The organism is Bradyrhizobium sp. SZCCHNR2028, from assembly GCF_032380995.1.
In the GTDB taxonomy this organism is placed as follows: Bacteria; Pseudomonadota; Alphaproteobacteria; order Rhizobiales; family Xanthobacteraceae; genus Bradyrhizobium.
This window is the reverse complement of record NZ_JAUHJF010000013.1, coordinates 106,819-131,499: the sequence shown is the minus strand read 5'-3', so window position 1 is coordinate 131,499 and position 24,681 is coordinate 106,819. Positions and strand designations below refer to the sequence as shown.

The window sequence follows — 24,681 nt, the reverse complement described above, 5'->3', positions numbered from 1 at the left end:
CTCGCTACTCCGTGATGTCAGAGGCGTCGTGATGCGCGAGCAGGCCGGCAAGCCGCCACAGCGCTGTCCGCAGATCGTCATGGCTCGGCAGGCCGAGCGCGAGCCGCACCGCGTTCGGTGAATGGCCGTGTGCCACCGCAAACGCGCTCGCAGGCGTGATCGCGATGCCGGCGCGCGCGGCCACGGCGGTCAAGGCTTCGGCGCGCCAGCCCTCCGGCAGATGTAGCCAGACATGGTAGGAGCGCGGATCAGCCTCGATGTGATGACCGGCGAGGCACTCGGCGACGATCGCCTGCCGCACCAGCGCATCGGCACGCTTGCGCCTGGTGATCTCGGCCGCCGTGCCGTCGGCGAGCAGCCCCATGCCGGCGGCCAGCGCCAGCGACGTCACCGACCACGCCCCGGTGCGCACCGTGGCGGCGAATTTCTCGCGCATGGTCGAGGGGACGTACAGGAAGCCGACGGCGATGCCCGGCGCCAGCCGCTTGGCAAGGCTGTCGACCACGACGACGCGCTCCTCGGCCTGCGTCGCCAGCGAGACCTGATCGCTGAGGAAGCCGTAGACCAGATCCTCGATGATCATCAGCTCGTGCTTGCGCACCAGACGCACGATCTCCTCGCGCCTCGCCTCGCTCATCGTCAGGCCGAGCGGATTCTGCATCACCGGCTGGATGTAGATCGCGTTGAGCGCACTGCTGCGATGCGCCTTGGTCAACGCGTCCGGGCGGACGCCCTCGCCGTCCATCGCGAGCGGCACCAGGGTCACGCCGAGCCGCGCCGCGATGCCCTTGATCATCGGATAGGTCACGGCCTCGACGCCGAGCCGGCCACCGACCGGCACCAGCGCCGAGATCGCCGCAGCCAGCGACTGCCGTCCGCTGCCGGCGAAGACAAAGTTCTCCGCGCGCGGGCGCCAGCGCTCGCTCGCGAAGAAGGCCGCGGCGGTGCGCCCGGCCTCGGCCAGCCGGCGCTGCGTGATCGGCGCCAGCACCGGCGCGAGCTTCTCCGGCCGCTGCCAGACCGCCATCGATTTCGCGATCATGGCCGCCTGGTCGGGCAGTGTCGGAAAATTGAACTCGAGATCGATGCGGCCGTCGAACGGCTCCAGCCGCAGCGAGGACGGCACCGGCACCGCCTCTCCTGCGACGAAAGTGCCGCGCCCGACCTCGCCCACGACCAGGCCCCTGCGCAACAATTCGGCATAGACACGGGCTGCCGTGGAGGCGGCAATTCCTCGCTCGTAGGCGAACTGGCGCTGCGGCGGCAGCCGGTCGCCGGCCTTCAGCCTGCCGTTGGCGATGTCCTCGGCGATGTCGTCCACCAGGACCGTATACGAAGCATTCATGCTATATTGCACCGAGAGCAATGTTTCGATTGCACCGAGATATGTACTGCGCGATTGCTCTTCGAACAACGCAATTGAAGAGCAATAGGTGACTCATGGCATATTCCCTGGCGCAGCGTTGGGCAACTCCGCAAGTTGCCCATGGAAAGAGCAATTTGCTCGGGGTGCCGCAACTCTGGCTGCAGCGCCTGTTCTGGCGGTCCGAACTGGCGATGCTCGATCGCGAACAGATGCGTGATTGCGGCCTTGATCCGGCGATCGTCCAGGAAGAGGCCAACAAGCCGTTCTGGCGCGACTGACAACGAGACCTGGGAGGACACAGCCATGCCGATGCTTCCGTTCCATCAAGTCGACGTGTTCTCCAAGGTCGCCTTCAAGGGCAACCCGCTTGCCGTGATCGCCGAGGCCGACGGCCTCGACGATGCGGCGATGCGGGCGATCGCCAACTGGACCAATCTGTCCGAGACGACCTTCCTGTCACGCGCTCAGAATCCGGGCGCTGATTATCGCGTGCGCATCTTCACCCCGCAGCGCGAGCTGCCTTTTGCAGGCCATCCGACGCTCGGCTCGTGCCACGTATGGCTCGCGCTCGGCGGCAGGCCGAAGGGCGAGCATGTGGTGCAGGAATGCGGCGCGGGTCTCGTGCGCATCAAGCGTGACGGAGACCGGCTCGCCTTCGCAGCCCCGCCGCTCAAGCGCTCCGGCACCGTCGATGCCGAGCTGACGAGCAAGATCGCAGCAGCGCTCGGCATCCAATCGAGCACGGTGCGCGCCGTGCAGTGGGTCGACAACGGCCCGGGCTGGATCGGCGTGCTGATCGACTCGCGCCGCGCGCTGCTCGACATCCGCTTCAATCCGGCGGCGCTGCCGCAACAGCCGATCGGCGTGGTTGCGCCATGGGATCGGGCGCAGGATGGCCCGGAGGCCGACTACGAGGTCCGCGGCTTCATGTGGGGCGGCGGCGAGGACCCGGTGACGGGCAGCCTCAATGCAAGTCTGGCGCAATGGCTGATCGGAGCCGGAATTGCTCCGAAGCAATATGTCGCCTCCCAGGGCACGGTTCTCGGCCGCGCCGGCCGCGTCCATGTCGCGCAGGACGGCGAGACGATCTGGATCGGCGGCGACGTCGCGCCGGTGGTGAAGGGAACGATCAGCCCGTAACGCGCGTCAGCAGACCGCGATGCGGCCGCGGGGCCAAACGCGTGCTCACCGTGCTCGCGTCAGCGCCAGCCACACGCCGCCGCCGATCATGAAACCGCCGGAGATGCGCGACACCAGCCGCGTCCGCCTGGCCGAGAACAGTTTTCGCGCACGGCCCGCGAGCAGCGCATAGATCGCGTCGGTGAGACCCGCAATCAACATGAAGGTGACGCCGAGCAAACCGACCTGCGGCACGTGATCCCGGCTCATGTCCATGAACTGCGGCAGGAACGCGCCGAAGAACACCATCACCTTCGGGTTCGAGAGCAGCACCAGCAGCCCCTGCAGGAAAAAGCCGCCGCGCGGCGGCGGTGGCGGCGCCTCGCCTGCAGAGATCCCCTCGATCGGCGAGCGGATGAGCTGAATGCCGAGCCACACCAGATAGGCCGCACCGATCAGCCGCACCCATTCGAACCAATAGCCCATCGTGGCCATCAGCGACGTTAGGCCGACAGCGACGATGCCGATCGCGATCGCCAGCCCGGTCTGCACACCGGCGATATTGATGAGCGCGGCGCGGGTCCCGTGGCGCAGACCGTTGGCGATCAGCAGCGTCACGACGGGACCCGGCAGCAGCGCGAGCCCGATGCAGGCGGCGACGAAGGCGAGATAGACTTGCAGGGACATGAGGCGCCTCGATGCGAATGAGGCGCTCACTAATGCACGACATGTCGACCGATGGAAGCCCCGCTCCAGCACCATAGAAGCCGAATACTGCTGGCTTGACACGCAACCATTTGGTTGCCTATTCTCGAGATCATGGATGATGTCTTCAAGGCGCTTGCGGACGGCTCACGACGCGCCCTGCTCGACAGGCTCCACGCGCGGAACGGGCAAACCCTGACCGAGCTCTGCGACGGCCTCGCGATGACGCGACAGGCCGTGACCAAGCACCTTGCCATTCTGGAAGCGGCCAATCTGGTCGCGACGATCCGGCATGGCCGCGAGAAGCTGCACTATCTCAATCCGGTGCCGATCCATCACATCGGGGAGCGCTGGATCAAGAAATTCGAGCGCGGCAAGCTCGCCGCGCTCAGCGAGTTGAAGCGGCAATTGGAGGAGCGCGATGAGTAAGCCCGAATTCGTCTACGTCACGTATATCGCGACGACGCCCGAGAAATTGTGGGAAGCGCTGACATCAAACGAATTCGCGAAGCGCTACTGGTTCGGCACCGAACTGCATTCCGACTGGCGCGTCGGCTCGCCGTTCGCGCTGGTGACCGACGGGATGACAACGGATGTCGGCCAGATTCTGGAGTTCGATCCGCCACGCCGGCTCTCCTACACTTTCCAGCACGTCCTGAAAGACGAGTTTCGCAACGAGCAGCCGACCAAGGTCGTGTTCGCGATCGAACAGCACGGCAACTCCGTCAAGCTGACCCTGACGCATGAAGGCTTCGAAGGAGCGGGGAGATTGCTCGATGCGGTTTCCAACGGCTGGCCCGCGATCCTGTCCGGCCTAAAAAGTCTGCTGGAGACCGGAACGGCGCTGGCGATCCCGATGTCAGCGCTCGGCAAAGGAGTCTGAGCGATGGATCTTGCAAAGTTCAGGCCCGCCACCGTCTACACGATCTACATCGCCGCCAGCCCTGAGAAGGTGTGGCAGGCGCTGACCTCGGCCGAGTTCAGCCGGCAATATTTCTTCGGCTTCGCGGTTGAAGCCGAGCTGAGGGCGGGTGGCGCCTTCATCGTGCGCGCGCCGGACGGCTCCGAACACATCAGCAGCCAGGTGATCGTCTGCGAGCCGCCGCACCGGCTGATCGTCACGTGGGACGTCAACTGGCCCGGCCTCGTCGAGGCACTGGGCCGCACGCTCGTGACCTATGAGATCGAACCGGCCGGCGACGCCGTCCGTCTCACGATGACTGAAGCGCACGAGCGGCCGCTCTCCGACGACATCCTGTCCGGCGGACGCCAGGGCTGGCCGGCCATCCTGTCGAGCCTCAAGAGCGTGCTCGAGACGGGCAAGCCGCTCGCGGTGAAGATGACACCGCCGACGCGCATGCTGGCGGCCCTGAAGGCGATGGGGATTGCAGTGCCTTAAACGACAAGGCCTGCTACGACACCGCGGCGATCTGTGGGATGCTGGCGAGGACGGCGCCGACCTGGACCGCATTGCCCAGCATGCCCCCCCAATGCAGCCACCGCAGCCGGCGCACGGCCGTCGTATCGCCGGAATCCCTGTCGCGGATGCGCGCGTCCATCTGCTGCAGAAACCAGCGGCGCGAGACCAGCGCGAACGCCGCGATCAAGCCAATGCCCAGCCCCAGAACGGGACGGCCGTCGGCCAGCACGGCGAGTGTGCCGATGCCGCCGGCGATCGAAAGCGCCACGAAGTAGGAGTCGAACATGCCGCGCAGGAGCCGGGTGACCGGCACGATGTCGAGCCGCACCAGCAGGAACGCCGGCGCGGCCAGCAGCAGATAGAACATCGGCAGCAATAGGACGATCGCGGCAAACAAGGCGACGTTATCCGGCATCATCCTTCTCCGACATTGGGACCGGCCGACCATTGGCGAGCCGCGGTTCGAACCAAACCCGTGCGATCGTCGCGGCAGTCCTGGCCTTACGCCGGAGCTACGATCCGGCGGTACAGATGCCAGCTCGCATGGCCCAGCACCGGCACAGTGACCAGCAGCCCCAGGAAGTACGGCAATGCCGAGATGATCAGCAGCACGGTGATGACGGCGGCCCAGCCGATCATCGGGCCGGGACTGGTCACGACCGCGCGCACGCTGGTGATCATCGCCGTCACGAAATCGACGTCGCGCTCCAGCAGCAGCGGAAACGATACGACCGTGAGCGAGAACAGCACCAGCGACAGGGCGGCGCCGTCGAGATTGCCGATCGCCAGGAAGAGCAGACCCTCGTTGGTCGTCAGCACCACCGTCATGAACTCCTTGATGCTGGAGAACGAGGCATTGAGCCCGAGCAGCAGCGCGATCAGGAGGCGCACCTGGTACATCCAGATAATGAAGAAAAATAGCGTCACGAACGCCATCCAGGCAATCTCGCCGCGTGACGTGATCGTGCGCCAGATCGCGCCATAGGTGATCGGCTGGCCGAGCTCGCGGCGGCGACTGACCTCGTAGAGACCGATCGCGACGAACGGGCCGATCAGCGCAAAGCCCGCGGCCAGCGGATAGGCCAGGTAGACCATGCCGAACGCGGTGACGCACAGCACGATGCTGATGCCGCCGAGCACGTAGATCAGCCCGAAAGCAAGGCCGAACATGGGCTGAGCCTGAAAATCACGGAGGCCTTGCGTCAAGGCTTCGGCGATATCGGCCGTCGTGATGCGGCGCACCACGGGATCGGATCGTCCCGAGACGGATGCGGTCATCGGCGTACCCTCCTGACTGTTCTTGTTGGCGATGATGCTAACAGCGGTAGGGCGAGGATTTCAATTTCAACTTGTAGGCAGCGGACAGGGTCTAAGCCGTGGCGTCCCGTGAGGCGAGATGCGAAGCCGCGCGGCGCCGCAGGTCCTCTCCCCCGTCCTTACCGGGCGAGAGCTGGGATCAGGCGCGGCCACATCCGACGCATGTTGTTGGACTCGTGCTCGTCACCGAGCGGGGGGAGCCTCGCAAGCCGCGCCATCGGGCTCGCACGGCAGCAAGCTCGCCCTACCCCCGCGCCCGCAACTCGCGCCTCAGCACCTTGCCGGTCGCCGTCATCGGCAGGGTGTCGGTGAATTCAACGTGGCGCGGGTATTCATGCGCAGCGAGCTTGACCTTGACGAAGTCCTGGATGTCTCGCGACAGAGTGTCATTTGCAACGAAGCCGGGCCGCAGCACGATCCACGCCTTGATGGCCTCGGTGCGCACCGGGTCGGGAATGCCGACGACGGCCGCCAACGCGACTGCCGGGTGCTTGAGCAGCGTGTCCTCGATCTCCGCCGGGCCGATGCGATAGCCGGCCGACGTGATGACGTCGTCCTCGCGGCTCGCATACCAGAAATAGCCGTCGTCATCCTGGGTGCCGAGATCGCCGGTCAGCAGCACGTCACGAGCGAACTTCTTCTGCGTCGCCTCCGGATTGCGCCAGTATTCGATCATGGTACAGGGATTGGGCTGGCGCACGCCGATGATGCCCCTCTCTCCGCGCGGCAGCTCCTCGCCCTTGTCGTTCACGATCAGAACCTGGAAGCCCGGCGTCGCCTTGCCCATCGAGCCCGGCCGGATCGGAAACAGCCTCGCATTGTTGCCGACGACGAGATTGCATTCGGTCTGGCCGTAGATCTCGTGCGCATCGATGCCGAAGGTCGCGCGCACCCAGTCGAGCAGCTCGGCGCCGAGCGACTCGCCGCCGGTGAGGATGCTGCGCAGCTTGACGCCCTCGTGCTTGACATTGGCCTGGCGCATCAACTTCAGCGCGGTCGGGGGCAGGAACACGTTGCGGACGGCGTAGTCCGCCATCAGTTGCATTGCGGCCTGCGGCTCGAATTTCCTGGCGCGATAACCGATCACCGGGATCGCGTGATACCATGCGGGAAACAGCGCGTCGAACAGGCCGCCGATCCACGCCCAATCCGCCGGCGTCCACATGACGTCGCCGGGCTTCGGCAGGAAGCCGTGCACCATCTCGACATTGGGCAGGTGGCCGAGCAGTACGCGATGGGCGTGCAGCGCGCCCTTGGGATTTCCGGTCGTACCCGAGGTGTAGATGATGATGGCAGGGTCGTCGCTCGACGTGGCGACAGTCGGGAATTGATCCGAGGCGCGCTCCAGCGTCGGCCAGAAGGCTCGGGCGCCGAGGCCGTCGCCGTCAGTGACATAGATCGTCTTGAGCTCCGGCAGGTGGTCGCGAATGCGCGCAAGCTTCGCAAGGCCCGTGGCGTCGGTGACGACGACCTTGGCGCCGGAATTCTGCAGCCGGAATTGCAGCGCGTCCTCGCCGAACAGCGTGAACAGCGGCACGGAGACGAGACCGGCGCGGAACGCCGCCAGATGGACGATCGGCAGCTCCAGCGACTGCGACAGGAACACCGCGACGCGGTCGCCCTGCGCGAGACCATCGGCCTTCAATACGTTGGCGAAGCGACAGGAGTAATCGCGCAGCTCATCGAATGAGACGCGCCGGGCGGCGCCGTCCTCCTCGACGACGACCAGCGCGAGGCGGGCGGAGCCGTCGGCGTGGCGATCGCAGGTCGCGACCGCGATGTTGAACTGCGCCGGAATGTCCCAGCGGAAGTCGCGAGTGAGCTGGTCGTAGTCGGACGTTTCCTTGAGCATTGTTCTCTCCGTCATGGCCGGGCGAAGACCCGCCTGCGGGGCCGAAGCCCCTCCGGCGCGGCGACGGCCCGGCCATCCACGTCTTTACTCTTGATGATAGTCTTAAAGACGTGGATGCCCGGGACAAGCCCGGGCATGACGATTTGGGGATGGCTCGGCGCTTCGCGCGGCCTAGCCCGACAGCGCCGCCTTCACCAGTGCGCTCGCCTTGGCAAAATCCATCTGTCCCGTGTACTTCGCCTTCAGCACGGCGATCACCTTGCCCATGTCCTTCATGCCGGCGGCGCCGGTCTCAGCAACGGCGGAGGAGATGGCCGACTTCACCTCATCGTCGCTCATCTGCTTCGGCAGATAGGCCGAGATGACCGCGATCTCCTCGCGCTCACCCGCGGCGAGTTCGGCGCGGCCGCCCTTTTCATACAGCTCGACCGACTCCTGACGCTGCTTGATCATCTTCTGCAGCACGGCGAGCACGTCGGCGTCGGTCAAGGGCGGCTTGCCTTCGCCGCGCGCCGCGATGTCGGCATTCTTCAAGGTCGAGTTCACCATGCGAAGGGTGGACAGCTTGCGCTCGTCCTTGGCCTTCATCGCCTCCTTGACCGCATTGTTGATGTCGTCGCGCAGCATGATCTCGCCCTCTCAAATCCATTGGCGCTGGTCTAGGCGGTTCGCCCACCCGAAACAACACAGTTCCGCATCCGTTCCGGTCGGATGACTCGAAACTCCAGCCAAATTGACCGATATCGCGTGTGAATCGGCCGCTTCCCGCTTTGACGCCGCGCGCCAGGGGCACTATGTAGAGGCCTCATGACACACATCGATACTGACGCCGCCTGGCCGGACCATAAACCGACCGCGCTCCTCGTGCTCGCCGATGGAACGGTGCTGGAAGGCTACGGCCTCGGCGCCGAGGGCCACGCCGTGGGTGAGGTCTGCTTCAACACCGCAATGACCGGCTACGAGGAGATCCTCACCGATCCTTCCTATGCCGGCCAGCTCATCACCTTCACTTTCCCGCATATCGGCAATGTCGGCACCAACGACGAGGATATCGAGACGGTGAACATGGCGGCGACGCCGGGCGCGCGCGGGGTGATCCTGCGCACCGCGATCACCGACCCCTCAAATTATCGCGCGACGCGCCATCTCGACCAGTGGCTGCGCGCGCGCGGGATCATCGGGCTGTCCGGCATCGACACAAGGGCGCTGACCGCGCTGATCCGCTCCAAGGGCATGCCGAACGCTGTGATCGCGCATGCCAGGGACGGCAATTTCGACCTCGACGCCCTGAAGAAGGAAGCGCGGGAATGGCCGGGCCTGGAGGGCATGGACCTGGTGCCGATGGTGACCTCCGCCCAGCGCTTCACCTGGGACGAGACCCCCTGGGTATGGAACGTGGGTTTCGGCCAACAGACCAATCCGGAATTCAACGTCGTCGCGATCGACTACGGCATCAAGCGCAACATCCTGCGCCTGCTCGCCGGCGTCGGCTGCAAGGTGACCGTAGTGCCGGCGACGACGCCCGCCGAGGACATCCTCGCGATGAAGCCGGACGGCGTGTTCCTGTCGAACGGACCGGGTGATCCCGCGGCGACCGGCAAATATGCCGTGCCGGTCATTCAGCAGGTGATTTCGTCGGGCACGCCGACCTTCGGCATCTGCCTCGGCCATCAGATGCTCGGGCTTGCGGTTGGCGCCAAGACCAAGAAGATGCATCAGGGCCATCACGGCGCCAATCATCCGGTCAAGGACGAGACCACCGGCAAGGTCGAGATCACCTCGATGAACCATGGCTTCGCGGTCGACCAGGACACGCTGCCATCGGGCGCGACGCAGACTCACATCTCGCTGTTCGACGGCTCGAATTGCGGCATCCAGCTCGAGGGCAAGCCGGTGTTCTCCGTGCAGTACCACCCGGAAGCGTCGCCCGGCCCGCGCGACTCGCACTATCTGTTTCAGCGCTTCGCCGAGCTGATGCGCGAGAAGAAGCGCAAGTGAATAGAAAAATGGGGCTTGGATGTTTCTCTCTGAGATCCAGAATAGGGCTTTGCCCTACTACGCCTGCTATATCTGCCAAAAACTGGTCGCACCGGGAACTACCCTGACTTTAGACGATCTTTATGAGAGTAGCCAGGTACAATCTTCGTTTACTGACTATTATTACTTGCTGAGTGACCAATCCATCATTGAAACTGCTCTACAGTTCCTTGAAGGGGAGCGCATTGTCCGCCTGATAACTGACGAATTCGCTCCTCAGTTGATCATCAGACACGAAGATTTTGACACGAACTTCGATGGACTACTTGGAAAACGAGATACTGTTTTCAACAGATATAAACTTGCGGGGGAGGGACGCGCTTCCTGGCTGCACAAAGCTCTAGAGAACATCGGTGAGCAGATAAAAAGCGCCCAAACACAGACTGACCAAGAAGACGACGACGAAGCGTCGTCTTCAGACGATTTTGGTGAGGAGTCTTGGGCTCCGATCCCACTAGAGCGCACCGATAAACTTCAGCAGACGGCTGTTGAAGCGCTGGAGCGCACTCTTAAGGAACTGCGCGGCGACAATGGATACGCAGTTGCTCACCCAGAGGAAAAGGCATTCGTTCAAGATGCAATCGCCAGCGTCACGAAACGACTCAAAGAAGACTCACAAATTTCCTGGATCTATATTAGGGAATTTGCAGTCAAGCCATTGATGATTCTTATTGCCCGCTTTGGAAAAGCAGCTCTCGGCGTTACGGCCTCTGTCGCGAGAGATTCGCTTTTCTCTTGGTTGAAAAACAAGGGAGGCGGCTTTCTGGATGATCTGTTCAAATAGTCCGAGTCAACCTGAGCAGTCGAGCCGAAACTGCCAAGCCCCCTCGATGCGCGAGAAGAAGCGTAGCGCGGCCTGAGGCCGGCAGCTTGAGAAGAAGCGAACTGCCCGGGCTGGTCCCGGGCATTTTTTAGTCCGCAATCTTGTGATCGCCTGCGTCTCTTTTGCCCTCGATCTTTTCGCATCGTATTCATATGATGACCATCATTCATTGGAGGTCGACAACATGAGCGAGACGGATTCGCGCGCTGAATTCGGCGTGGTGCCCCTGGCGGCACTGGCCTCGATGCCCGGGCTCGATTTCGTGCGCGGCATCTTTGCCGGGACTTTGCCGCAGCCGCCGATCATGCAGACGGTCGCGCCGTTCGACTGCAGCGCCGAGCCCGGCCAGGTCGTCATGCACAGCGTGCCGGCCTTGCGGCATTATAATCCGATCGGTTCGGTGCATGGCGGCTACGCCGCGATCCTGCTGGATTCCGCGATGGGGCTCGCCGTCCACACGATGTGCCCGCAGGGCAGCGGTTACACCACGCTGGAATTCAAGGTCTCCTTCATCAAGGCAATGACCGAGGCCACCGGCATCGTGAGAACGGAGGGCAGGACGCTATCGTTCGGACGCCGCGCCGCGACCGCCGAGGCACGCATCGCCGATTCGCAAGGGCGCCTGCTGGCGCACGCCACCACGACTTGCCTGGTGTTCGAACTGCCCAAGGCTTGAGCCTGGAACGGCGGCCGCGCAGGCCGGTTGATAGGGCGAGGCCCCATCCTTTGTTCCGAGGTCGCCATGCCTGCCGCCCCCTCGCCCCGCGTCAAGTCGATCGAACCGCTCAGCATCGTGTTCGCGGATGACGGCCTGGTGCCCAATAATCCGATGCCGTTCCTGGTCTACAAGGTCGTCATCGATCTGGGTGGCGCCGATCCGGCGGCCGACATCGAGCGCGTGTCCGCCGCCAGTGGCTGGGGCAGCATGTGGCGCAACGGCGTCTACGACTATCTGCACTATCATGCGACGGTGCACGAGGCGCTGGGGGTTGCCAGCGGAACCGCGCGTGTCCGCTTCGGCGGCGATCGCGGTCGGGAGCTGGAGCTCAGGCCCGGCGACGTCGCCATCCTGCCGGCCGGCACCGGACATCAATGCATCGCTGCCAGCAGCGATTTCTGCATCGTCGGCGCCTATCCGCCCGGACCGAAGATGCAGATCACGCGGCCGACGCCGGAGAACCACGCCCGCGCATCGAAAACCATTCCGGAGGTGCCGATGCCCGCGACCGATCCCATGCTCGGCGCGGGTGGCCTACTCACGCGCCTGTGGCAGCAGGCGCGCTGATCAGGCGCAATACAGCCGATACAGCGTCTGCAGGATCTCGCGGACCTCCCGGCTCGCCAGCCGATAGTAGATGGTCTGGCCATCGCGCCGGGTGGCGACGAGATCGAGCGCGCGCATCTTGGCGAGATGCTGCGACAGCGCCGCCTGTCGCAACCCGACCTGCTCGGCGAGATCGCCGACTGCGCGCTCGCCGTCGATGAGGTTGCAGAGCACCATGAGGCGCTTCGAATTCGCCATGGCAGCGAGCAGGCCGGCCGCCTCCTCCGCCTTGTCGTCGAGCGCCGCCACCATGGTCTCGCGGGTTTTGCGCCTGGCCTGTGTTGTCATCATTGTTACTTCTTCAATTTCGTATATATGCAATAATGCACATGATAGCCGATTGCAACATGCGCCCGACGAGGGAATCAAGGGACGATATGATCACGGAGTATACGGCGGTTACGGCGCTCGCAGGCGGCGCCCTCATCGGCGCTGCAGCCGTCATGCTGATGGGCCTGACCGGCCGCATCGCCGGCGTCAGCGGCATTGCCGCGCGGCTGTTGCCGCCCTGGGACGGCGCGCTCGCTGGCCGGCTCGCCTTCATAGGAGGGCTGGTCGCGGCCGCCCTTGCAGTCCGCATCGTGAGCGGGAGCCTGCCGCCGCTGAAGCTGGAGGTCGGTCCGATAGATATGGTTGCAGCCGGACTGCTGGTCGGCTTCGGGGCGGTCTGGGGCAACGGCTGCACCTCGGGTCATGGCGTCTGCGGCATCGCCAGCCTGTCGCCGCGCTCGATCGTCGCCACGCTGATATTCATGGCCACCGCGGTCGCGACCACCTTCCTCGTTCGCCACGTGCTGTGAGACGCCATGATCATCTTCATCCAGTTCATCGTCGGCCTCGTCTTCGGTCTCGGGTTGCTGCTCTCGGGCATGTCCAATCCGGAGAAGGTGCTCAACTTCCTCGATTTCGCGGCGATCCGCTCCGGCGGCTGGGATCCGAGCCTGATCCTCGTGATGGCTGGAGCGGTCGGGGTCACCTTCGCCGGCTTTCGATTGGTTTTCCGGCGCCGGCGTCCCGTCCTCGGTGACCAATTCCACCTGCCATCCTCGCAGACGCTGGATTGGCGGATCGCAACCGGCCCTGCCGTCTTTGGCATCGGCTGGGGCCTCGCCGGCATCTGCCCGGGCCCGGCCTTCGTAGCGCTCGGCTACGGCTCGCCTACCATCGTCCTGTTTGTCACGGCCATGATGATCGGAATGGCCGCAGCCCGCATTCTCGCGAGCCGCCGGCCCTCGCTCGCCGCGGTCGCTTCAGAATGAGGGAGGCTTGAATGTCCGGCATTCCACATCCGGTCGACCTGTCGGTGAAACCCGAGGTCACACCGTTCTTCGATCCCGCCACCAACACCGTCAGCTACGTGGTCAAGGACCCAGGCTCGCGGGCCTGCGCCGTGATCGATTCGGTCATGGACATCGACTATGCCTCGGGTCGCATCGCGCCCCATTCCGCCGACAAGATCATTCGCCTGATCGAGGATCGCGGCTGGCAACTGGACTGGCTGATCGAGACCCATGTCCATGCCGACCATCTGTCGGCGGCGCCCTACATCCAGTCAAGGCTGGGCGGCAGGATCGGCATCGGCGCCAATATCAGGATGGTGCAGGAGACGTTCGGCAAGATCTTCAACGAAGGCACCGAGTTTCAGCGCGACGGCAGCCAGTTCGACCGCCTGTTCCATGATGGCGATACCTACCGGATCGGCGCAATGACTGCCTTCGCCATGCATACGCCGGGGCACACACCGGCCTGCATGACTCATGTAATCGGAGACGCCGCCTTCGTCGGCGATACGCTATTCATGCCGGACGGCGGCTCGGCACGCGCCGACTTTCCTGGCGGCGACGCCCGCACCCTGTATCGCTCGATCCGCCGGGTGCTGGAGCTGCCTGACGCGACGCGGCTGTTCATGTGCCACGACTACGGTCCAAACGGCCGCGACATTCGCTGGGAAACGACAGTGGCCGAGCAGCGCGCGCACAACATCCACGTCCGCGACGGCATCACCGAGGATCAGTTCGTCGCCGCCCGCGAGGCGCGCGACCGCACCTTGGACATGCCCAAGCTGATCATCCCGTCGTTGCAGGTGAACATGAAGGCGGGACGGCTGCCGACGCCCGATCAGGACGGCCGGCGCTTCCTGAAAGTGCCGCTCAACACGCTCTAAGACCCCCCTCCGCCCCGCCGAGCACGCGGCAGACGTCGCGGCTCGGCTTTCCCATTTGGCCGCGTCCACGCACCCCGGCGCGGCATGCCACGCCGGAGCATCACAGGATGACGTTGTCCGCTGCCGAGCTTGCGCTCGGCTCGCTGTCCGGCTCTTTCGTCGGATTCACGCTCGGCCTGATCGGCGGGGGCGGATCGGTGCTGGCCGTGCCGCTCATGGTGTATCTGGTGGGCGTCGGCAATCCCCACGTGGCGATCGGCACGAGCGCGGTCGCCGTGGCGATCAACGCGGCGGCCAATCTCGCCAATCATGCCCGCTCCGGCAACGTCAAATGGCGTTGCGCGCTGGTGTTTGCTGCAACGGGCGTGGTCGGCGCCTTCGCGGGCTCGACGCTCGGCAAGATGGTTGACGGCCAGAAGCTGCTGCTGCTGTTCGCCCTGGTCATGATCGTGATCGGCCTCTTGATGCTGCGCAAGCGCGGCACGGACAGCCAGCTGGACGTCAAGCTTTCACGCGACAATCTGTTGCCGCTAGTGGCATTCGGCTTCGGCACGGGAATGCTGTCCGGCTTCTTCGGCATCGGCGGCGGTTTCCTGATCGTTCCGGCTCTGATGTTTGCGACAGGCATGCCGATCCTCTACGCGATCGGCTCCTCGCTCGTCTCCGTCACGGCGTTCGGACTGACGACCGCAGCAAACTACGCGCTGTCGGGACTGGTCGACTGGGCGCTGGCGGCGACCTTTCTCGTCGCCGGCATCGCCGGTGGCCTGGTCGGTGCGAAGCTGGCCGCTCGCCTGTCCAGTACGCGCGGCACCCTGAACAAGGTGTTTGCCACCGTGGTGTTCGTGGTGGCGGCTTACATGATCTATCGGAGTTGGTCGGCACTCGGCCACTCCGGATAGTGCGGCGTGGATATGAGCCGGAGCCAGCATCGAGGCCGAACGGGCGCCCCACGTCCTCGCAGCGCGCCCGGAGCTCAACTCAACGCGGGCCCGCTTATGCCGCGTTGCTGCCTTCCTGGCGGCTCGCTTCGAACAAGAACCAGGTGCGGCGTTCGGTCTCGTCGATGAAGGTCTCCAGCAATCCCGCGGTGGCCGGATCGTCATTGTCGTCGCACAGCCCGTGCGCCTTCCGCATCGCAGCCGCGACGTGCTTGTTGTCCTCCATCAACTCCCGCAGCATCTCGCGCGGCGGCACATACTCCTCGTTGTTGTCCTTGATGGTCTGCAGCTTGCTGATCTGGCTGATCGATTTCAGCGTGGTGCCGCCGAGCTTCCGCACCCGCTCGGCCAGTTGGTCCGTGGTGGCAAAGATCGCGTCCGACTGCTCGTCCAGCATCTCATGGTAGTCATGGAAATGCCGTCCGCTGACGTGCCAGTGGAAGTTCTTGGTCTTCAGATAGAGCGCAAAGGCGTCGGCAAGCAGCGTGTTCAAAGCTGTCGAGATCTTGTTTACGGCGTCCGGCGACAGATCGGTCGGGGTATCGAGCTCGGGGGCGGTCTTGTCGGTCTTTGCTTTACTCACGGCCTAACCTTCCTGTTAGAAGCAGCGATGGACACGGGTGATCGGACCCGTTAACGCTCGCTGACCCCTCCAGTTCCGATCAAGGAACTGTGTTTGCCGGAACACGCCATGGACGACTGGATCGACTATTACGATTCCACGCACACGATCTATGCGAGCAAGCTGCATCGCGACCTGCACTTCCAGGGGATTGCGCGTGACATCGTCGGGTATATTCCCTCGCCCGACGCGGTCGTTCTCGACTATTCCTGCGGAGAGGCCTTATCAGCCGCCAAGGTCGCCGACGCATGCATGACGCTGATCCTGGCCGAGCCGGCGCCGGGCGTGCGCGGCCGGTTGATCGCGCGTTTCGCGCCCAACACCAAGATCCGCGTGCGGTCGCTGGACGAGCTGCGCAACATGCAGGAAGGCTCGATCGACCTCGTCGTCATGAACTCCGTGGCGCAGTACATGAGCGAGGCGGAATTCGACGCGGCCCTGGCCGTGATCAGGCGGCTGCTGAAGCCGTCGGGAAAGTTCATCCTCGGCGACGTCCTGCGTCCGGACGTTGGCATGGGCCGTGACGTGCTCGCGCTGCTGATGTTCGCCGCACGGGACGGCTTCCTCAAGGATGCCCTGGTCGGGCTGGTCGCCACGGCGCTGTCGGATTACCGGCAACTGCGCACCAAGGTCGGCCTGCAGCACTACAGCGAGGCCGAGATCCTGGCGAGACTGAAGAAGGCCGACCTCAGCGCCGTCCGGGCGCCCAAGAATATCGGCCACAATCCCTGGCGGATGACCTTCGTGGCTCGGCCGATGACGGGAACCGGGTGACCGCGTGGGCCGACCAGCCCGCCGCAACTGCCAACATCAAGCAACTGGATTAGGGTTAACTGAAACACGGGCTGGCTCACGCGGCCGTGAGAGGTAAGATCACCCTCGGCCCGGTGGCGGAAGCTACGACGCGAAGAGCGGTGCAACGCTCTTGAACCTGGTTCAAGTCCAGGCCGGGCCTCCAGCCTTCGCTGCTGCGCAGCTTCGGCTCGGCGAGCCAGCGACGGCAGGGCGCCCCTCCGCCCCTCTCCGCCAAATTGGCCGTTGATTTCGGCCCAAAACCCTTTTCGCTCAGAGGAAACTGGTCTAAAGACCGCTCGCGCGCGAGCACTGGTCGCGCCTGGGCCTTACGGGGACGCGCGATACGCGCGCCCTTTTTTTGTGCCCAATTCCTGCCCGTTCCTTGCCCGTGAGCTTGAATGCCGAAACGAACCGACATCTCGACCATCCTGATCATTGGCGCCGGTCCGATCGTGATCGGCCAGGCCTGCGAATTCGACTATTCCGGTACGCAGGCGGTGAAGGCGCTGAAGGAGGAGGGCTATCGCGTCGTCCTCGTCAACTCCAATCCGGCCACGATCATGACCGATCCGGAGCTGGCCGATGCGACCTATATCGAGCCGATCACGCCCGAGATCGTCGCCAAGATCATCGAGAAGGAACGCCACGTCATCCCCGGCGGCTTCGCACTGCTGCCGACCATGGGCGGGCAGACCGCGCTGAACTGCGCGCTGTCGTTGCGCCGGCAGGGGACACTGGAGAAGTTCGACGTCGAGATGATCGGCGCGACGGCTGACGCGATCGACAAGGCCGAGGACCGCCAGCTATTCCGCAACGCGATGGAGAAGATCGGGCTGCAGACGCCGAAGTCGCGGCTCGCCAACGCCTCCGCGCTGAAGAAGCAGTACCGCGACAAATATCTCGCCGAGCGCGAGAAGCTGTCGGGTGCCGAGCGCGACGAGCTCGACCGGCAATGGACGCTTGGCGAGAACGAGCGCCGCAAGCGCTACCAGGAGCATGCGCTCGGCCAGGCGCTGATGGCGCTGTCCGAGATCGGCCTGCCCGCGATCATCCGTCCCTCCTTCACGATGGGCGGCACCGGTGGCGGCATCGCCTACAACAAGGAAGAATATCTCGACATCATCGAGCGCGGGCTCGACGCCTCCCCCACCAACGAAGTGCTGATCGAGGAATCGGTGCTCGGGTGGAAGGAGTACGAGATGGAGGTGGTCCGCGACAAGAAGGACAACTGCATCATCATCTGCTCGATCGAGAACCTCGATCCGATGGGCGTGCACACCGGCGACTCGATCACCGTCGCGCCGGCGCTGACGCTGACCGACAAGGAATACCAGATCATGCGCGACGCCTCGCTGGCGGTGCTGCGCGAGATCGGCGTCGAGACCGGCGGCTCCAACGTGCAGTTCGGCGTCAACCCGACCGACGGCCGCATGGTCGTGATCGAGATGAATCCGCGTGTGTCGCGCTCCTCGGCGCTGGCCTCCAAGGCGACCGGCTTCCCGATCGCCAAGGTCGCGGCCAAGCTCGCGGTCGGCTACACGCTGGACGAGATCGCCAACGACATCACCGGCGGCGCGACCCCGGCCTCGTTCGAGCCAACCATCGACTACGTCGTCACCAAGATCCCGCGCTTCGCATTCGAGAAATTCCCGGGGGCTTCGACCACGCTGACGACCTCGATGAAGTCCGTCGGCGAGGTCATGGCGATCGGCCGCACCTTCCAGGAAAGCCTGCAGAAGGCGCTGCGCGGGCTGGAGACCGGTCTCACCGGCCTCGACGAGATCGAGATCGAAGGTCTCGGGCGCGGCGACGACAAGAACGCGATCCGGGCTGCGCTCGGCACGCCCACGCCGAACCGTCTCCTGCAGGTCGCGCAGGCGATGCGGCTGGGCTGGTCGAACGAGGACATCTTCAACTCCTGCAAGATCGACCCGTGGTTCCTGGCGCAGATGCGCGGCATCGTCGAGATGGAGGACAAGGTCCGCCGGCACGGCCTGCCGCCGAACGCGAGCGGCATGCGCACGCTGAAGGCGATGGGCTTCTCGGATGCACGGCTCGCGGTGCTGACCAACACCACCGAAGCCGACGTCGCGGCCAAGCGGCAGGCGCTGGGCGTCCGTCCGGCGTTCAAGCGCATCGATACCTGCGCGGCGGAGTTCGCTTCGCCCACCGCCTACATGTATTCGAGCTACGAAACGCTGTTCGCAGGCCAACTCGCCGACGAGAGCGCGCCGTCCGACAAGAAGAAGGTGATCATTCTCGGCGGCGGTCCGAACCGGATCGGCCAGGGCATCGAGTTCGACTATTGCTGCTGCCACGCCTGTTTCGCGCTGTCCGACGCCGGCTTTGAGACCATCATGGTCAACTGCAATCCGGAGACGGTCTCGACCGACTACGACACCGCCGACAGGCTCTATTTCGAGCCGCTGACCTCCGAGGACGTGCTGGAGATCATCGCGACCGAGCGCAAGAACGGCACGGTGCATGGCGTCATCGTGCAGTTCGGCGGCCAGACGCCGCTGAAGCTGGCGCGTGCGCTGGAGGCGGCCGACGTGCCGATCCTCGGCACCTCGCCGGAGGCCATCGACCTCGCCGAGGACCGCGACCGCTTCAAGCGCGTCCTCGACAAGCTGCATCTGAAGCAGCCGAAGAACGGCATCGCCTATTCGGTCGAGCAGGCCCGCCTGGTGGCTGCCGATCTCGGGCTGCCGCTGGTGGTGCGCCCGTCCTACGTGCTCGGCGGCCGCGCGATGCAGATCATCCGCGAGGACAACCAGCTCAGCGACTACCTGCTCGGCACCCTGCCCGAGCTGGTACCGGCCGACGTCAAGGCGCGCTACCCGAACGACAAGACCGGCCAGATCAACACGGTGCTGGGCAAGAACCCGCTGCTGTTCGATCGCTATCTGTCGGACGCGACCGAGATCGACGTGGACTGCCTTTCCGACGGCAAGGATACCTTCATCGTCGGCATCATGGAGCACATCGAGGAGGCCGGCATCCACTCCGGCGATTCGGCCTGCTCGCTGCCGCCGCATTCGCTCGACGAGGCGACCATCGCCGAGCTGGAGCGGCAGACCCGCGAGCTGGCGCTCGGGCTCGACGTCGTCGGCCTGATGAACGTGCAATATGCGATCAAGGACGGCACGATCTACGTGCTCGAGGTCAATCCGCGCGCCTCGCGCACGGTGCCCTTCGTCGCCAAGGTGGTCGGCACGCCAGTCGCCAAGATCGCCGCCCGAATCATGGCCGGCGAGAAGCTCGCCGATTTCGGCCTGAAGAAGCGCGCGCTCAGGCATGTCGGCGTCAAGGAATCGGTCTTCCCGTTCGCCCGTTTCCCGGGCGTCGACACCGTGCTCGGCCCGGAGATGCGCTCGACCGGCGAGGTGATGGGCATCGACCGCTCGTTCGCCGTGGCGTTCGCCAAGAGCCAGCTCGGCGGCGGCACACGCGTGCCGCGCAAAGGCACGGTGTTCGTGTCAGTACGTGAAAGCGACAAGGCGCGCATCACCGAGGTGGTGCGGATGCTGCACGAGCTCGGCTTCAAGGTGGTGGCGACATCCGGGACCCAGCGCTTCCTGACCGACCAGGGCGTGCCGACCGAGAAGATCAACAAGGTGCTGGAGGGACGGCCGCACATCGTGGACGCCATCACCAACGGTGACATCCAGCTGGTCTTCAACACCACCGAAGGCCCGCAGGCGCTGGCCGACAGCCGTTCGCTGCGGCGCGCTGCCCTCTTGCATAAAGTGCCGTATTACACCACTCTTTCGGGTGCCGTGGCGGCCGCGCAAGGCATCCGTGCCTATCTCGGGGGAGACCTTGAGGTCCGCACCCTGCAGAGTTACTTTTCCGAAAACTAATCGCAGCGCGCGGGCGAACGCCCGCTAAGCGGTTGGCAACAATCGGCAATAGAAGCTTTCAGGAACCCGCTGCCCCGTTCGATGTTGTACCGGCCTTTGACGGGACGGTCTTGCCGGGCCTTCAGGCTTTGCTTTGAGCCGCAAAGGCCTATTCTGAAGCTGCTGATCGTGCGCGCCCCCGCCCGCACGACTGAAGGACGAGAAGAGATGGTGGAAAAGGTTCCCATGACTTCGATGGGCTACGCCGCGTTGGAGAACGAGCTCAAGCAGCGCCAATCGGTGGACCGTCCGCGCATCATCGAACATATCGCGGAAGCGCGTTCGCATGGCGACCTGTCCGAGAACGCGGAATATCACGCCGCCAAGGAAGAGCAGTCTCACAACGAGGGCCGCATCGCCGAGCTCGAGGACAAGCTCGCGCGCGCCGACATCATCGATGTGACCAAGCTCTCCGGCGACACGATCAAGTTCGGCGCGACGGTGACCCTGATCGACGAGGACACCGAGAAGAAGGCGGTCTGGCAGATCGTCGGCGAGGTCGAGGCGGATGCCAAGAAGGGCAAGATCTCGATCACCTCGCCGCTGGCGCGCGCGCTGATCGGCAAGAAGATGGGCACCACCGTCGAGGTCATGGCGCCCGGCGGCGCCAAGTCCTACGAGATCGCCAAGGTCGAGTGGCGCTGAGGACCCGAGGCATCGGAGCGGTGCCTGTGACCGTTCGGACGAAACCAAGGGCTGCGCGAAGGCGCGGCCCTTCGTCGTTTGGCCGGCCGCACTGCGGCGCAATGGCGTTCGGCAGCACACGGTCAATTCATCGGACTGCAGGCCACACGCCGGTGACGGGCTTTCAGGAATGAGCTAGTGCAGAACCGACGAGCCGTGCCGGGAGGATGGGTCCGGTCCGTCGCATCATGATGGCTTTGATTGGGGGATGATCGACATGGAGCAGATGTTCTCGAAATGGCAACCGGCTGTGCTCAGCCTGTTTCGCTTCGTCACGGGCCTGTTGTTGTTTCAATACGGCGTGGCGAAGATCTTCAAGTTTCCGGCCGTGGACATGTTTGCCAAAGTTGAGCTGCTGTCGCTGTACGGTGCGGCCGGTTCGCTCGAACTGGTGCTCGGCGGATTGCTGATCCTTGGGCTGTTCACGCGCCCGGTCGCCTTTATCCTGTCCGGCGAGATGGCCTTCGCCTATTTCATTGGCCACTTCCCGAGAGGTTTCTTCCCGGTCGTCAACAACGGCTCGCTGGCGATCGCGCTCTGCTTTGCCTGCCTCTATCTGACGACCTCGGGCGGGGGTTCGATCAGCCTGGACGCGCTGCTGCGCAAAAAGAACTGAACTCTCTCGCGTCCTGTTCGCTTCGCGACCTCGAGCTTCCGGGTTCAGCCTTGGCGAGGCTGGCCCGGAAGGACAGCCGGGCCTAGCTGCGCCCCTTGACCTCGAGCGGCACCGCCGCCTCGTATTTCGAGTTGTGCAGCACCAGGGACGTTCGCACGTTGCGCACGTGAGGTGCCGCCGTCAGGTGGGTCACGAACTCCTGAAACGTCGCCATGTCCGGTGCCACGCATTTCAGGATGAAGTCCACCTCGCCGGACAGCATCCAACATTCCCGCACCAGCGGCTCGGACCGCACGAACTCTTCGAACGCCTTCAGGTCGGCGTCCGCCTGGCTCGACAGGTGGACCGAGGCGAACACGGTCACGTCGAAGCCGAGCTTGCGCGGGTCGAGCAGGCCCCGGTAGCCGGTGATGTAGCCTTCCTCCTCCAGGGTCCGCACCCGGCGCAAGCAAGGCGGCGGCGAGATGCCGACCCGCTTGGCGAGCTCGACATTGGTGATCCTGCCGTCGGCCTGAATTTCACTCAGGATTTTGAGATCGATCTCATCAAGATTCTTGGACACGGGGATTGTGGGCTCTGGCGGAACAGGAGGGGGGCGCAGGGCGCCGGGGAGACGATGGGCAACTCTCTTAGCGCAAGCCGGTCAATTTGCGCAATTTTATTACTTTAGATTTCCCCTGTTGACCGGGTCGTGAAGGGAAAATTCGCCGAGATGCGTTGCAATTCTTGCATAGCTTGCCAGATCGCTTAGACTTGGATTTGACATTTTCGATGGGGCTTCGGAGCGTTTCTTCCGCGCATTCCGCTCGCTGCGTCGTCAATCCTCCCTTTTCCAGCGAGTCTTCGGCCACATGCAAGCTCCGATCCATGCCAAAGTCGTCATCATCGGTTCCGGCCCTGCCGGCTATACGGCGGCGATCTACGCGGCACGAGCTATGCTGGAGCCGGTGCTGATCCAGGGCATCCAGCCCGGGGGCCAGCTCACCATCACCACCGACGTGGAAAACTATCCGGGATTTGCCGACGTCATCCAGGGTCCCTGGCTGATGGAGCAGATGGAGCAGCAGGCGACGCATGTCGGGGCCCAGATCAAGACCGACCTCGTGACCAAGCTGGAGCTGGGACAGCGTCCGTTCCGCCTGACCTGCGATTCCGGTGACGTCTACCTCGCCGAGACCGTCATCCTGGCGACCGGCGCGCAGGCGCGCTGGCTCGGGCTGCCGTCGGAGGAGACCTTCAAGGGCTTCGGTGTCTCGGCCTGCGCGACCTGTGACGGCTTCTTCTATCGCGGCAAGGAAGTCATCGTCGTCGGCGGCGGCAACACCGCGGTCGAGGAAGCGCTGTTCCTGACCAATTTCGCCTCGACCGTCACCGTCGTGCACCGGCGCGACCATTTCCGCGCGGAGCGCATCCTGCAGGAGCGGCTGTTCAAGCATCCCAAGATCAAGGTCGTCTGGGACAGCGCCCTCGATGAGATCTGCGGCGCCAGCTCGCCATCCAAGGTCACGCATGTCCGACTCAAGAACGTCAAGACCGGCGCGCTCACCGAGCTGCCCGTCGACGGCGTCTTCGTCGCGATCGGCCACGCGCCGGCAACCGAGCTGGTCGCGGGGCAACTGAAACTGAAACCGTCCGGTTATGTCGAGGTGATGCCGGGCTCGACCGCGACCTCCGTTCCCGGCGTGTTTGCAGCCGGCGACGTTGCCGATGAAACCTATCGGCAGGCGATCACCGCAGCCGGCATGGGCTGCATGGCCGCCCTCGAGGCCGAACGCTTCCTCGCCCACGCCGCGAGCGAACGCGCCGCGGCGGAATGAACTGACGATGCCACGATCACGGGATGGATTTACGGATATGGATTGGGACAAGCTGAAGGTGTTTCACGCAGCGGCGGAAGCAGGCAGCTTCACGCATGCCGGGGAGCAGCTCGGGCTGTCGCAATCGGCGGTGTCGCGCCAGGTCAGCGCGCTCGAGCAGGAGCTCGCAGTCTCGCTATTCCACCGCCACGCCCGCGGGCTGATCCTGACGGAGCAAGGCGACCTTCTGTTCCGAACCGCGCATGACGTCTTCATGCAGCTGCAGGCGGCGCGCGCCAAGCTGACCGACAGCCGCGAGCGCCCGAGCGGCGACCTGAAGATCACGACCACGCCGGGCGTCGGCATCAACTGGCTGATCCCGCGACTCGGCGAATTCACCGCGCTCTATCCGGAGATCCGGATCTCGCTGATCGTCACCGACGAGGAGCTTGATCTGTCGATGCGCGAGGCCGACGTGGCGATCCGCACCCGCAAGCCGACACAGCCGGACCTGATCCAGCGCAAGCTATTCGCGATCAGCTTCCACGCCTATTGCTCGCCGGAATATGTCAAGCGCTTCGGCACGCCGCGCACACTCGACGAGCTCGATGATCATCGCATCATCATGCTGGCCGACGGCCAAGTCGCCCCGCATCTCCAGAACCGCAGCTGGCTGGTCGATGCTGGCCGCAACGGGTCCGGTCCGCGCGAGGCCTATTTCAGGGTCAACAACATTCTCGGCCTGGTCCGCGCCTGCCAGCAAGGCCTCGGCATCGCGGCTCTGCCGGACTACCTCGTCGAGGAAAACAGCCGTCTCGTGCAATTGTTCGGAGAGTCGGATTCGATCCAACTCGACACCTACTTCGTCTATCCTGAGGAACTGAAAACGGTCGCACGCGTTCAAGTGTTCCGTGATTTCGTCGTGAGTAAAGCGCAGCGCTGGCCGGCGTGAGATTGTGCATGTCTGACATGCGGCTTGCATGGTTGCTGCGACGCCATAGAGCCCATACTGAGGTTGTGCTGGGCGTTGGCGTTGCGCATTGTCCCCCCTCCTCCAGCGGCGCAAGCGTTCAGTAATCCCTCTTGGAAGGTGATTGTGTCGGCCTCAATGGCCAATACCTCCAGCCGGGCTCATTTGGGCCCGGCTATTTTTTTGCCGAATGTTTCCGTGTCGTGCCCGATGCGGCGTTGACAGCGT

28 protein-coding genes and 1 tRNA gene are annotated in these 24,681 nt (G+C 64.3%); 20 read left to right on the top strand and 9 right to left on the bottom strand.

Annotation, left to right across the window (positions count from 1 at the left end; translation table 11 throughout):
• Window positions 1-4: 4 nt before the first annotated feature.
• On the bottom strand, window positions 5-1,414 hold the full coding sequence (locus QX121_RS20805) for a PLP-dependent aminotransferase family protein (protein ID WP_315812909.1): 1,410 nt from the start codon (window positions 1,412-1,414) through the stop codon (window positions 5-7).
• Window positions 1,415-1,440: 26 nt separating this feature from the next.
• Here QX121_RS20805 and QX121_RS20800 point away from each other — a divergent pair, with 26 nt between their 5' ends.
• A complete protein-coding gene (locus QX121_RS20800; protein ID WP_315758782.1) occupies window positions 1,441-1,644 on the top strand; it encodes a hypothetical protein in 204 nt (67 codons plus the stop codon).
• 25 nt (window positions 1,645-1,669) lie between these two features.
• The gene (locus tag QX121_RS20795; protein ID WP_315812908.1) at window positions 1,670-2,506 is read left to right on the top strand and encodes a PhzF family phenazine biosynthesis protein; all 837 of its coding nucleotides are present in this window, start codon (window positions 1,670-1,672) and stop codon (window positions 2,504-2,506) included.
• A gap of 45 nt (window positions 2,507-2,551) precedes the next feature.
• Here QX121_RS20795 and QX121_RS20790 read toward each other — a convergent pair whose 3' ends face one another.
• The gene (locus tag QX121_RS20790; RefSeq protein WP_315736389.1) at window positions 2,552-3,172 is read right to left on the bottom strand and encodes a LysE family translocator; all 621 of its coding nucleotides are present in this window, start codon (window positions 3,170-3,172) and stop codon (window positions 2,552-2,554) included.
• Between the two features lie 132 nt (window positions 3,173-3,304).
• Here QX121_RS20790 and QX121_RS20785 point away from each other — a divergent pair, with 132 nt between their 5' ends.
• From QX121_RS20785 to QX121_RS20775, 3 genes are read left to right on the top strand one after another with little or no spacing between them, the layout of a single operon-like run.
• On the top strand, window positions 3,305-3,619 hold the full coding sequence (locus QX121_RS20785) for a helix-turn-helix domain-containing protein (protein ID WP_315717502.1): 315 nt from the start codon (window positions 3,305-3,307) through the stop codon (window positions 3,617-3,619).
• Entirely contained in the window at window positions 3,612-4,073 is a 462-nt protein-coding gene (locus tag QX121_RS20780; RefSeq protein ID WP_315777713.1) for an SRPBCC family protein, read from the top strand. The genes QX121_RS20785 and QX121_RS20780 overlap by 8 nt, the downstream gene beginning before the upstream one ends.
• 3 nt (window positions 4,074-4,076) lie before the next feature.
• Window positions 4,077-4,589, top strand: coding sequence for an SRPBCC family protein (locus tag QX121_RS20775; RefSeq protein ID WP_315777714.1), 513 nt, complete (start codon window positions 4,077-4,079; stop codon window positions 4,587-4,589).
• Window positions 4,590-4,602: 13 nt separating this feature from the next.
• On the opposite strand, the gene QX121_RS20770 is transcribed toward QX121_RS20775, so the two are convergent.
• The 4 genes from QX121_RS20770 to QX121_RS20755 form a co-directional block, all read right to left on the bottom strand.
• Window positions 4,603-5,025 (bottom strand): hypothetical protein, encoded by a 423-nt coding sequence (locus tag QX121_RS20770; protein WP_315736386.1) that lies wholly within the window; start codon window positions 5,023-5,025, stop codon window positions 4,603-4,605.
• A gap of 86 nt (window positions 5,026-5,111) precedes the next feature.
• Complete coding sequence (locus QX121_RS20765) at window positions 5,112-5,888, bottom strand: DUF2189 domain-containing protein (RefSeq protein ID WP_315736385.1); 777 nt, start codon at window positions 5,886-5,888, stop codon at window positions 5,112-5,114.
• A 283-nt stretch (window positions 5,889-6,171) separates the two neighbouring features.
• A complete protein-coding gene (locus QX121_RS20760; RefSeq protein ID WP_315777715.1) occupies window positions 6,172-7,779 on the bottom strand; it encodes an acyl-CoA synthetase in 1,608 nt (535 codons plus the stop codon).
• 171 nt (window positions 7,780-7,950) lie between these two features.
• Window positions 7,951-8,406 carry a GatB/YqeY domain-containing protein gene (locus QX121_RS20755; protein ID WP_315777716.1) on the bottom strand — a complete coding sequence of 152 codons (456 nt, stop codon included), beginning with the start codon at window positions 8,404-8,406 and terminating at the stop codon, window positions 7,951-7,953.
• Between the two features lie 180 nt (window positions 8,407-8,586).
• Between QX121_RS20755 and carA the strand changes: the two genes are divergently transcribed.
• The 4 genes from carA (at window position 8,587) to QX121_RS20735 (ending at window position 11,924) form a co-directional block, all read left to right on the top strand.
• The gene (gene carA / locus QX121_RS20750; RefSeq protein ID WP_315812907.1) at window positions 8,587-9,777 is read left to right on the top strand and encodes a glutamine-hydrolyzing carbamoyl-phosphate synthase small subunit; all 1,191 of its coding nucleotides are present in this window, start codon (window positions 8,587-8,589) and stop codon (window positions 9,775-9,777) included.
• A gap of 49 nt (window positions 9,778-9,826) precedes the next feature.
• Window positions 9,827-10,600, top strand: a complete 774-nt coding sequence (locus QX121_RS20745; protein WP_315812906.1) for a hypothetical protein — start codon at window positions 9,827-9,829, stop codon at window positions 10,598-10,600.
• Between the two features lie 223 nt (window positions 10,601-10,823).
• Window positions 10,824-11,315: a PaaI family thioesterase gene (locus QX121_RS20740; protein ID WP_315812905.1), complete on the top strand. Its 492-nt coding sequence runs from the start codon at window positions 10,824-10,826 to the stop codon at window positions 11,313-11,315.
• A 66-nt stretch (window positions 11,316-11,381) separates the two neighbouring features.
• Window positions 11,382-11,924 (top strand): cupin domain-containing protein, encoded by a 543-nt coding sequence (locus QX121_RS20735; protein WP_315812904.1) that lies wholly within the window; start codon window positions 11,382-11,384, stop codon window positions 11,922-11,924.
• Here QX121_RS20735 and QX121_RS20730 read toward each other — a convergent pair whose 3' ends face one another.
• Window positions 11,925-12,251 (bottom strand): metalloregulator ArsR/SmtB family transcription factor, encoded by a 327-nt coding sequence (locus tag QX121_RS20730; RefSeq protein ID WP_315758820.1) that lies wholly within the window; start codon window positions 12,249-12,251, stop codon window positions 11,925-11,927.
• Between the two features lie 89 nt (window positions 12,252-12,340).
• Between QX121_RS20730 and QX121_RS20725 the strand changes: the two genes are divergently transcribed.
• The 4 genes from QX121_RS20725 (at window position 12,341) to QX121_RS20710 (ending at window position 15,029) form a co-directional block, all read left to right on the top strand.
• Window positions 12,341-12,763, top strand: coding sequence for a YeeE/YedE family protein (locus QX121_RS20725; protein WP_315736379.1), 423 nt, complete (start codon window positions 12,341-12,343; stop codon window positions 12,761-12,763).
• A gap of 6 nt (window positions 12,764-12,769) precedes the next feature.
• Window positions 12,770-13,222, top strand: a complete 453-nt coding sequence (locus QX121_RS20720; RefSeq protein ID WP_315777721.1) for a DUF6691 family protein — start codon at window positions 12,770-12,772, stop codon at window positions 13,220-13,222.
• Between the two features lie 11 nt (window positions 13,223-13,233).
• The gene (locus QX121_RS20715; protein ID WP_315772347.1) at window positions 13,234-14,127 is read left to right on the top strand and encodes an MBL fold metallo-hydrolase; all 894 of its coding nucleotides are present in this window, start codon (window positions 13,234-13,236) and stop codon (window positions 14,125-14,127) included.
• 107 nt (window positions 14,128-14,234) lie between these two features.
• Window positions 14,235-15,029: a sulfite exporter TauE/SafE family protein gene (locus QX121_RS20710; RefSeq protein ID WP_315736376.1), complete on the top strand. Its 795-nt coding sequence runs from the start codon at window positions 14,235-14,237 to the stop codon at window positions 15,027-15,029.
• A gap of 94 nt (window positions 15,030-15,123) precedes the next feature.
• Here the strand turns inward: QX121_RS20710 and QX121_RS20705 are convergent, their stop codons facing one another.
• Window positions 15,124-15,651 (bottom strand): DNA starvation/stationary phase protection protein, encoded by a 528-nt coding sequence (locus tag QX121_RS20705; RefSeq protein ID WP_315717516.1) that lies wholly within the window; start codon window positions 15,649-15,651, stop codon window positions 15,124-15,126.
• A gap of 108 nt (window positions 15,652-15,759) precedes the next feature.
• On the opposite strand from QX121_RS20705, the gene QX121_RS20700 reads away from it, so the two are divergent.
• The 5 genes from QX121_RS20700 to QX121_RS20680 all read left to right on the top strand — a co-directional run bounded on the left by QX121_RS20700 (window position 15,760) and on the right by QX121_RS20680 (window position 21,687).
• Window positions 15,760-16,464 carry a class I SAM-dependent methyltransferase gene (locus QX121_RS20700; protein WP_315736374.1) on the top strand — a complete coding sequence of 235 codons (705 nt, stop codon included), beginning with the start codon at window positions 15,760-15,762 and terminating at the stop codon, window positions 16,462-16,464.
• Between the two features lie 107 nt (window positions 16,465-16,571).
• Window positions 16,572-16,648: transfer RNA gene (locus QX121_RS20695), tRNA-OTHER, on the top strand.
• Between the two features lie 235 nt (window positions 16,649-16,883).
• Window positions 16,884-20,348, top strand: a complete 3,465-nt coding sequence (carB, locus tag QX121_RS20690) for a carbamoyl-phosphate synthase large subunit (protein ID WP_315779264.1) — start codon at window positions 16,884-16,886, stop codon at window positions 20,346-20,348.
• A 207-nt stretch (window positions 20,349-20,555) separates the two neighbouring features.
• Window positions 20,556-21,032, top strand: coding sequence for a transcription elongation factor GreA (gene greA / locus QX121_RS20685; protein ID WP_315736372.1), 477 nt, complete (start codon window positions 20,556-20,558; stop codon window positions 21,030-21,032).
• Between the two features lie 256 nt (window positions 21,033-21,288).
• On the top strand, window positions 21,289-21,687 hold the full coding sequence (locus QX121_RS20680; RefSeq protein WP_315777725.1) for a DoxX family protein: 399 nt from the start codon (window positions 21,289-21,291) through the stop codon (window positions 21,685-21,687).
• An 82-nt stretch (window positions 21,688-21,769) separates the two neighbouring features.
• Here the strand turns inward: QX121_RS20680 and QX121_RS20675 are convergent, their stop codons facing one another.
• Window positions 21,770-22,249 carry an Lrp/AsnC family transcriptional regulator gene (locus QX121_RS20675; RefSeq protein ID WP_015664493.1) on the bottom strand — a complete coding sequence of 160 codons (480 nt, stop codon included), beginning with the start codon at window positions 22,247-22,249 and terminating at the stop codon, window positions 21,770-21,772.
• A 289-nt stretch (window positions 22,250-22,538) separates the two neighbouring features.
• Here QX121_RS20675 and trxB point away from each other — a divergent pair, with 289 nt between their 5' ends.
• Together trxB and QX121_RS20665 are read left to right on the top strand one after the other, a co-directional pair.
• Complete coding sequence (gene trxB, locus QX121_RS20670) at window positions 22,539-23,504, top strand: thioredoxin-disulfide reductase (RefSeq protein WP_315779266.1); 966 nt, start codon at window positions 22,539-22,541, stop codon at window positions 23,502-23,504.
• A gap of 7 nt (window positions 23,505-23,511) precedes the next feature.
• Window positions 23,512-24,435, top strand: coding sequence for a LysR family transcriptional regulator (locus QX121_RS20665; protein WP_315717522.1), 924 nt, complete (start codon window positions 23,512-23,514; stop codon window positions 24,433-24,435).
• Window positions 24,436-24,681 lie beyond the last annotated feature (246 nt).

Coding starts and splice junctions, on each gene's coding strand:
- QX121_RS20800 (WP_315758782.1), top strand. CDS start 1,441: ATGGCATATTCCCTGGCGCAGCGTTGGGCAACTCCGCAAGTTGCCCAT.
- QX121_RS20795 (WP_315812908.1), top strand. CDS start 1,670: ATGCCGATGCTTCCGTTCCATCAAGTCGACGTGTTCTCCAAGGTCGCC.
- QX121_RS20790 (WP_315736389.1), bottom strand. CDS start 3,172: ATGTCCCTGCAAGTCTATCTCGCCTTCGTCGCCGCCTGCATCGGGCTC.
- QX121_RS20785 (WP_315717502.1), top strand. CDS start 3,305: ATGGATGATGTCTTCAAGGCGCTTGCGGACGGCTCACGACGCGCCCTG.
- QX121_RS20780 (WP_315777713.1), top strand. CDS start 3,612: ATGAGTAAGCCCGAATTCGTCTACGTCACGTATATCGCGACGACGCCC.
- QX121_RS20775 (WP_315777714.1), top strand. CDS start 4,077: ATGGATCTTGCAAAGTTCAGGCCCGCCACCGTCTACACGATCTACATC.
- QX121_RS20770 (WP_315736386.1), bottom strand. CDS start 5,025: ATGCCGGATAACGTCGCCTTGTTTGCCGCGATCGTCCTATTGCTGCCG.
- QX121_RS20765 (WP_315736385.1), bottom strand. CDS start 5,888: ATGACCGCATCCGTCTCGGGACGATCCGATCCCGTGGTGCGCCGCATC.
- QX121_RS20760 (WP_315777715.1), bottom strand. CDS start 7,779: ATGCTCAAGGAAACGTCCGACTACGACCAGCTCACTCGCGACTTCCGC.
- QX121_RS20755 (WP_315777716.1), bottom strand. CDS start 8,406: ATGCTGCGCGACGACATCAACAATGCGGTCAAGGAGGCGATGAAGGCC.
- carA (WP_315812907.1), top strand. CDS start 8,587: ATGACACACATCGATACTGACGCCGCCTGGCCGGACCATAAACCGACC.
- QX121_RS20740 (WP_315812905.1), top strand. CDS start 10,824: ATGAGCGAGACGGATTCGCGCGCTGAATTCGGCGTGGTGCCCCTGGCG.
- QX121_RS20735 (WP_315812904.1), top strand. CDS start 11,382: ATGCCTGCCGCCCCCTCGCCCCGCGTCAAGTCGATCGAACCGCTCAGC.
- QX121_RS20730 (WP_315758820.1), bottom strand. CDS start 12,251: ATGACAACACAGGCCAGGCGCAAAACCCGCGAGACCATGGTGGCGGCG.
- QX121_RS20725 (WP_315736379.1), top strand. CDS start 12,341: ATGATCACGGAGTATACGGCGGTTACGGCGCTCGCAGGCGGCGCCCTC.
- QX121_RS20720 (WP_315777721.1), top strand. CDS start 12,770: ATGATCATCTTCATCCAGTTCATCGTCGGCCTCGTCTTCGGTCTCGGG.
- QX121_RS20715 (WP_315772347.1), top strand. CDS start 13,234: ATGTCCGGCATTCCACATCCGGTCGACCTGTCGGTGAAACCCGAGGTC.
- QX121_RS20710 (WP_315736376.1), top strand. CDS start 14,235: ATGACGTTGTCCGCTGCCGAGCTTGCGCTCGGCTCGCTGTCCGGCTCT.
- QX121_RS20700 (WP_315736374.1), top strand. CDS start 15,760: ATGGACGACTGGATCGACTATTACGATTCCACGCACACGATCTATGCG.
- carB (WP_315779264.1), top strand. CDS start 16,884: ATGCCGAAACGAACCGACATCTCGACCATCCTGATCATTGGCGCCGGT.
- greA (WP_315736372.1), top strand. CDS start 20,556: ATGGTGGAAAAGGTTCCCATGACTTCGATGGGCTACGCCGCGTTGGAG.
- QX121_RS20680 (WP_315777725.1), top strand. CDS start 21,289: ATGGAGCAGATGTTCTCGAAATGGCAACCGGCTGTGCTCAGCCTGTTT.
- trxB (WP_315779266.1), top strand. CDS start 22,539: ATGCAAGCTCCGATCCATGCCAAAGTCGTCATCATCGGTTCCGGCCCT.
- QX121_RS20665 (WP_315717522.1), top strand. CDS start 23,512: ATGCCACGATCACGGGATGGATTTACGGATATGGATTGGGACAAGCTG.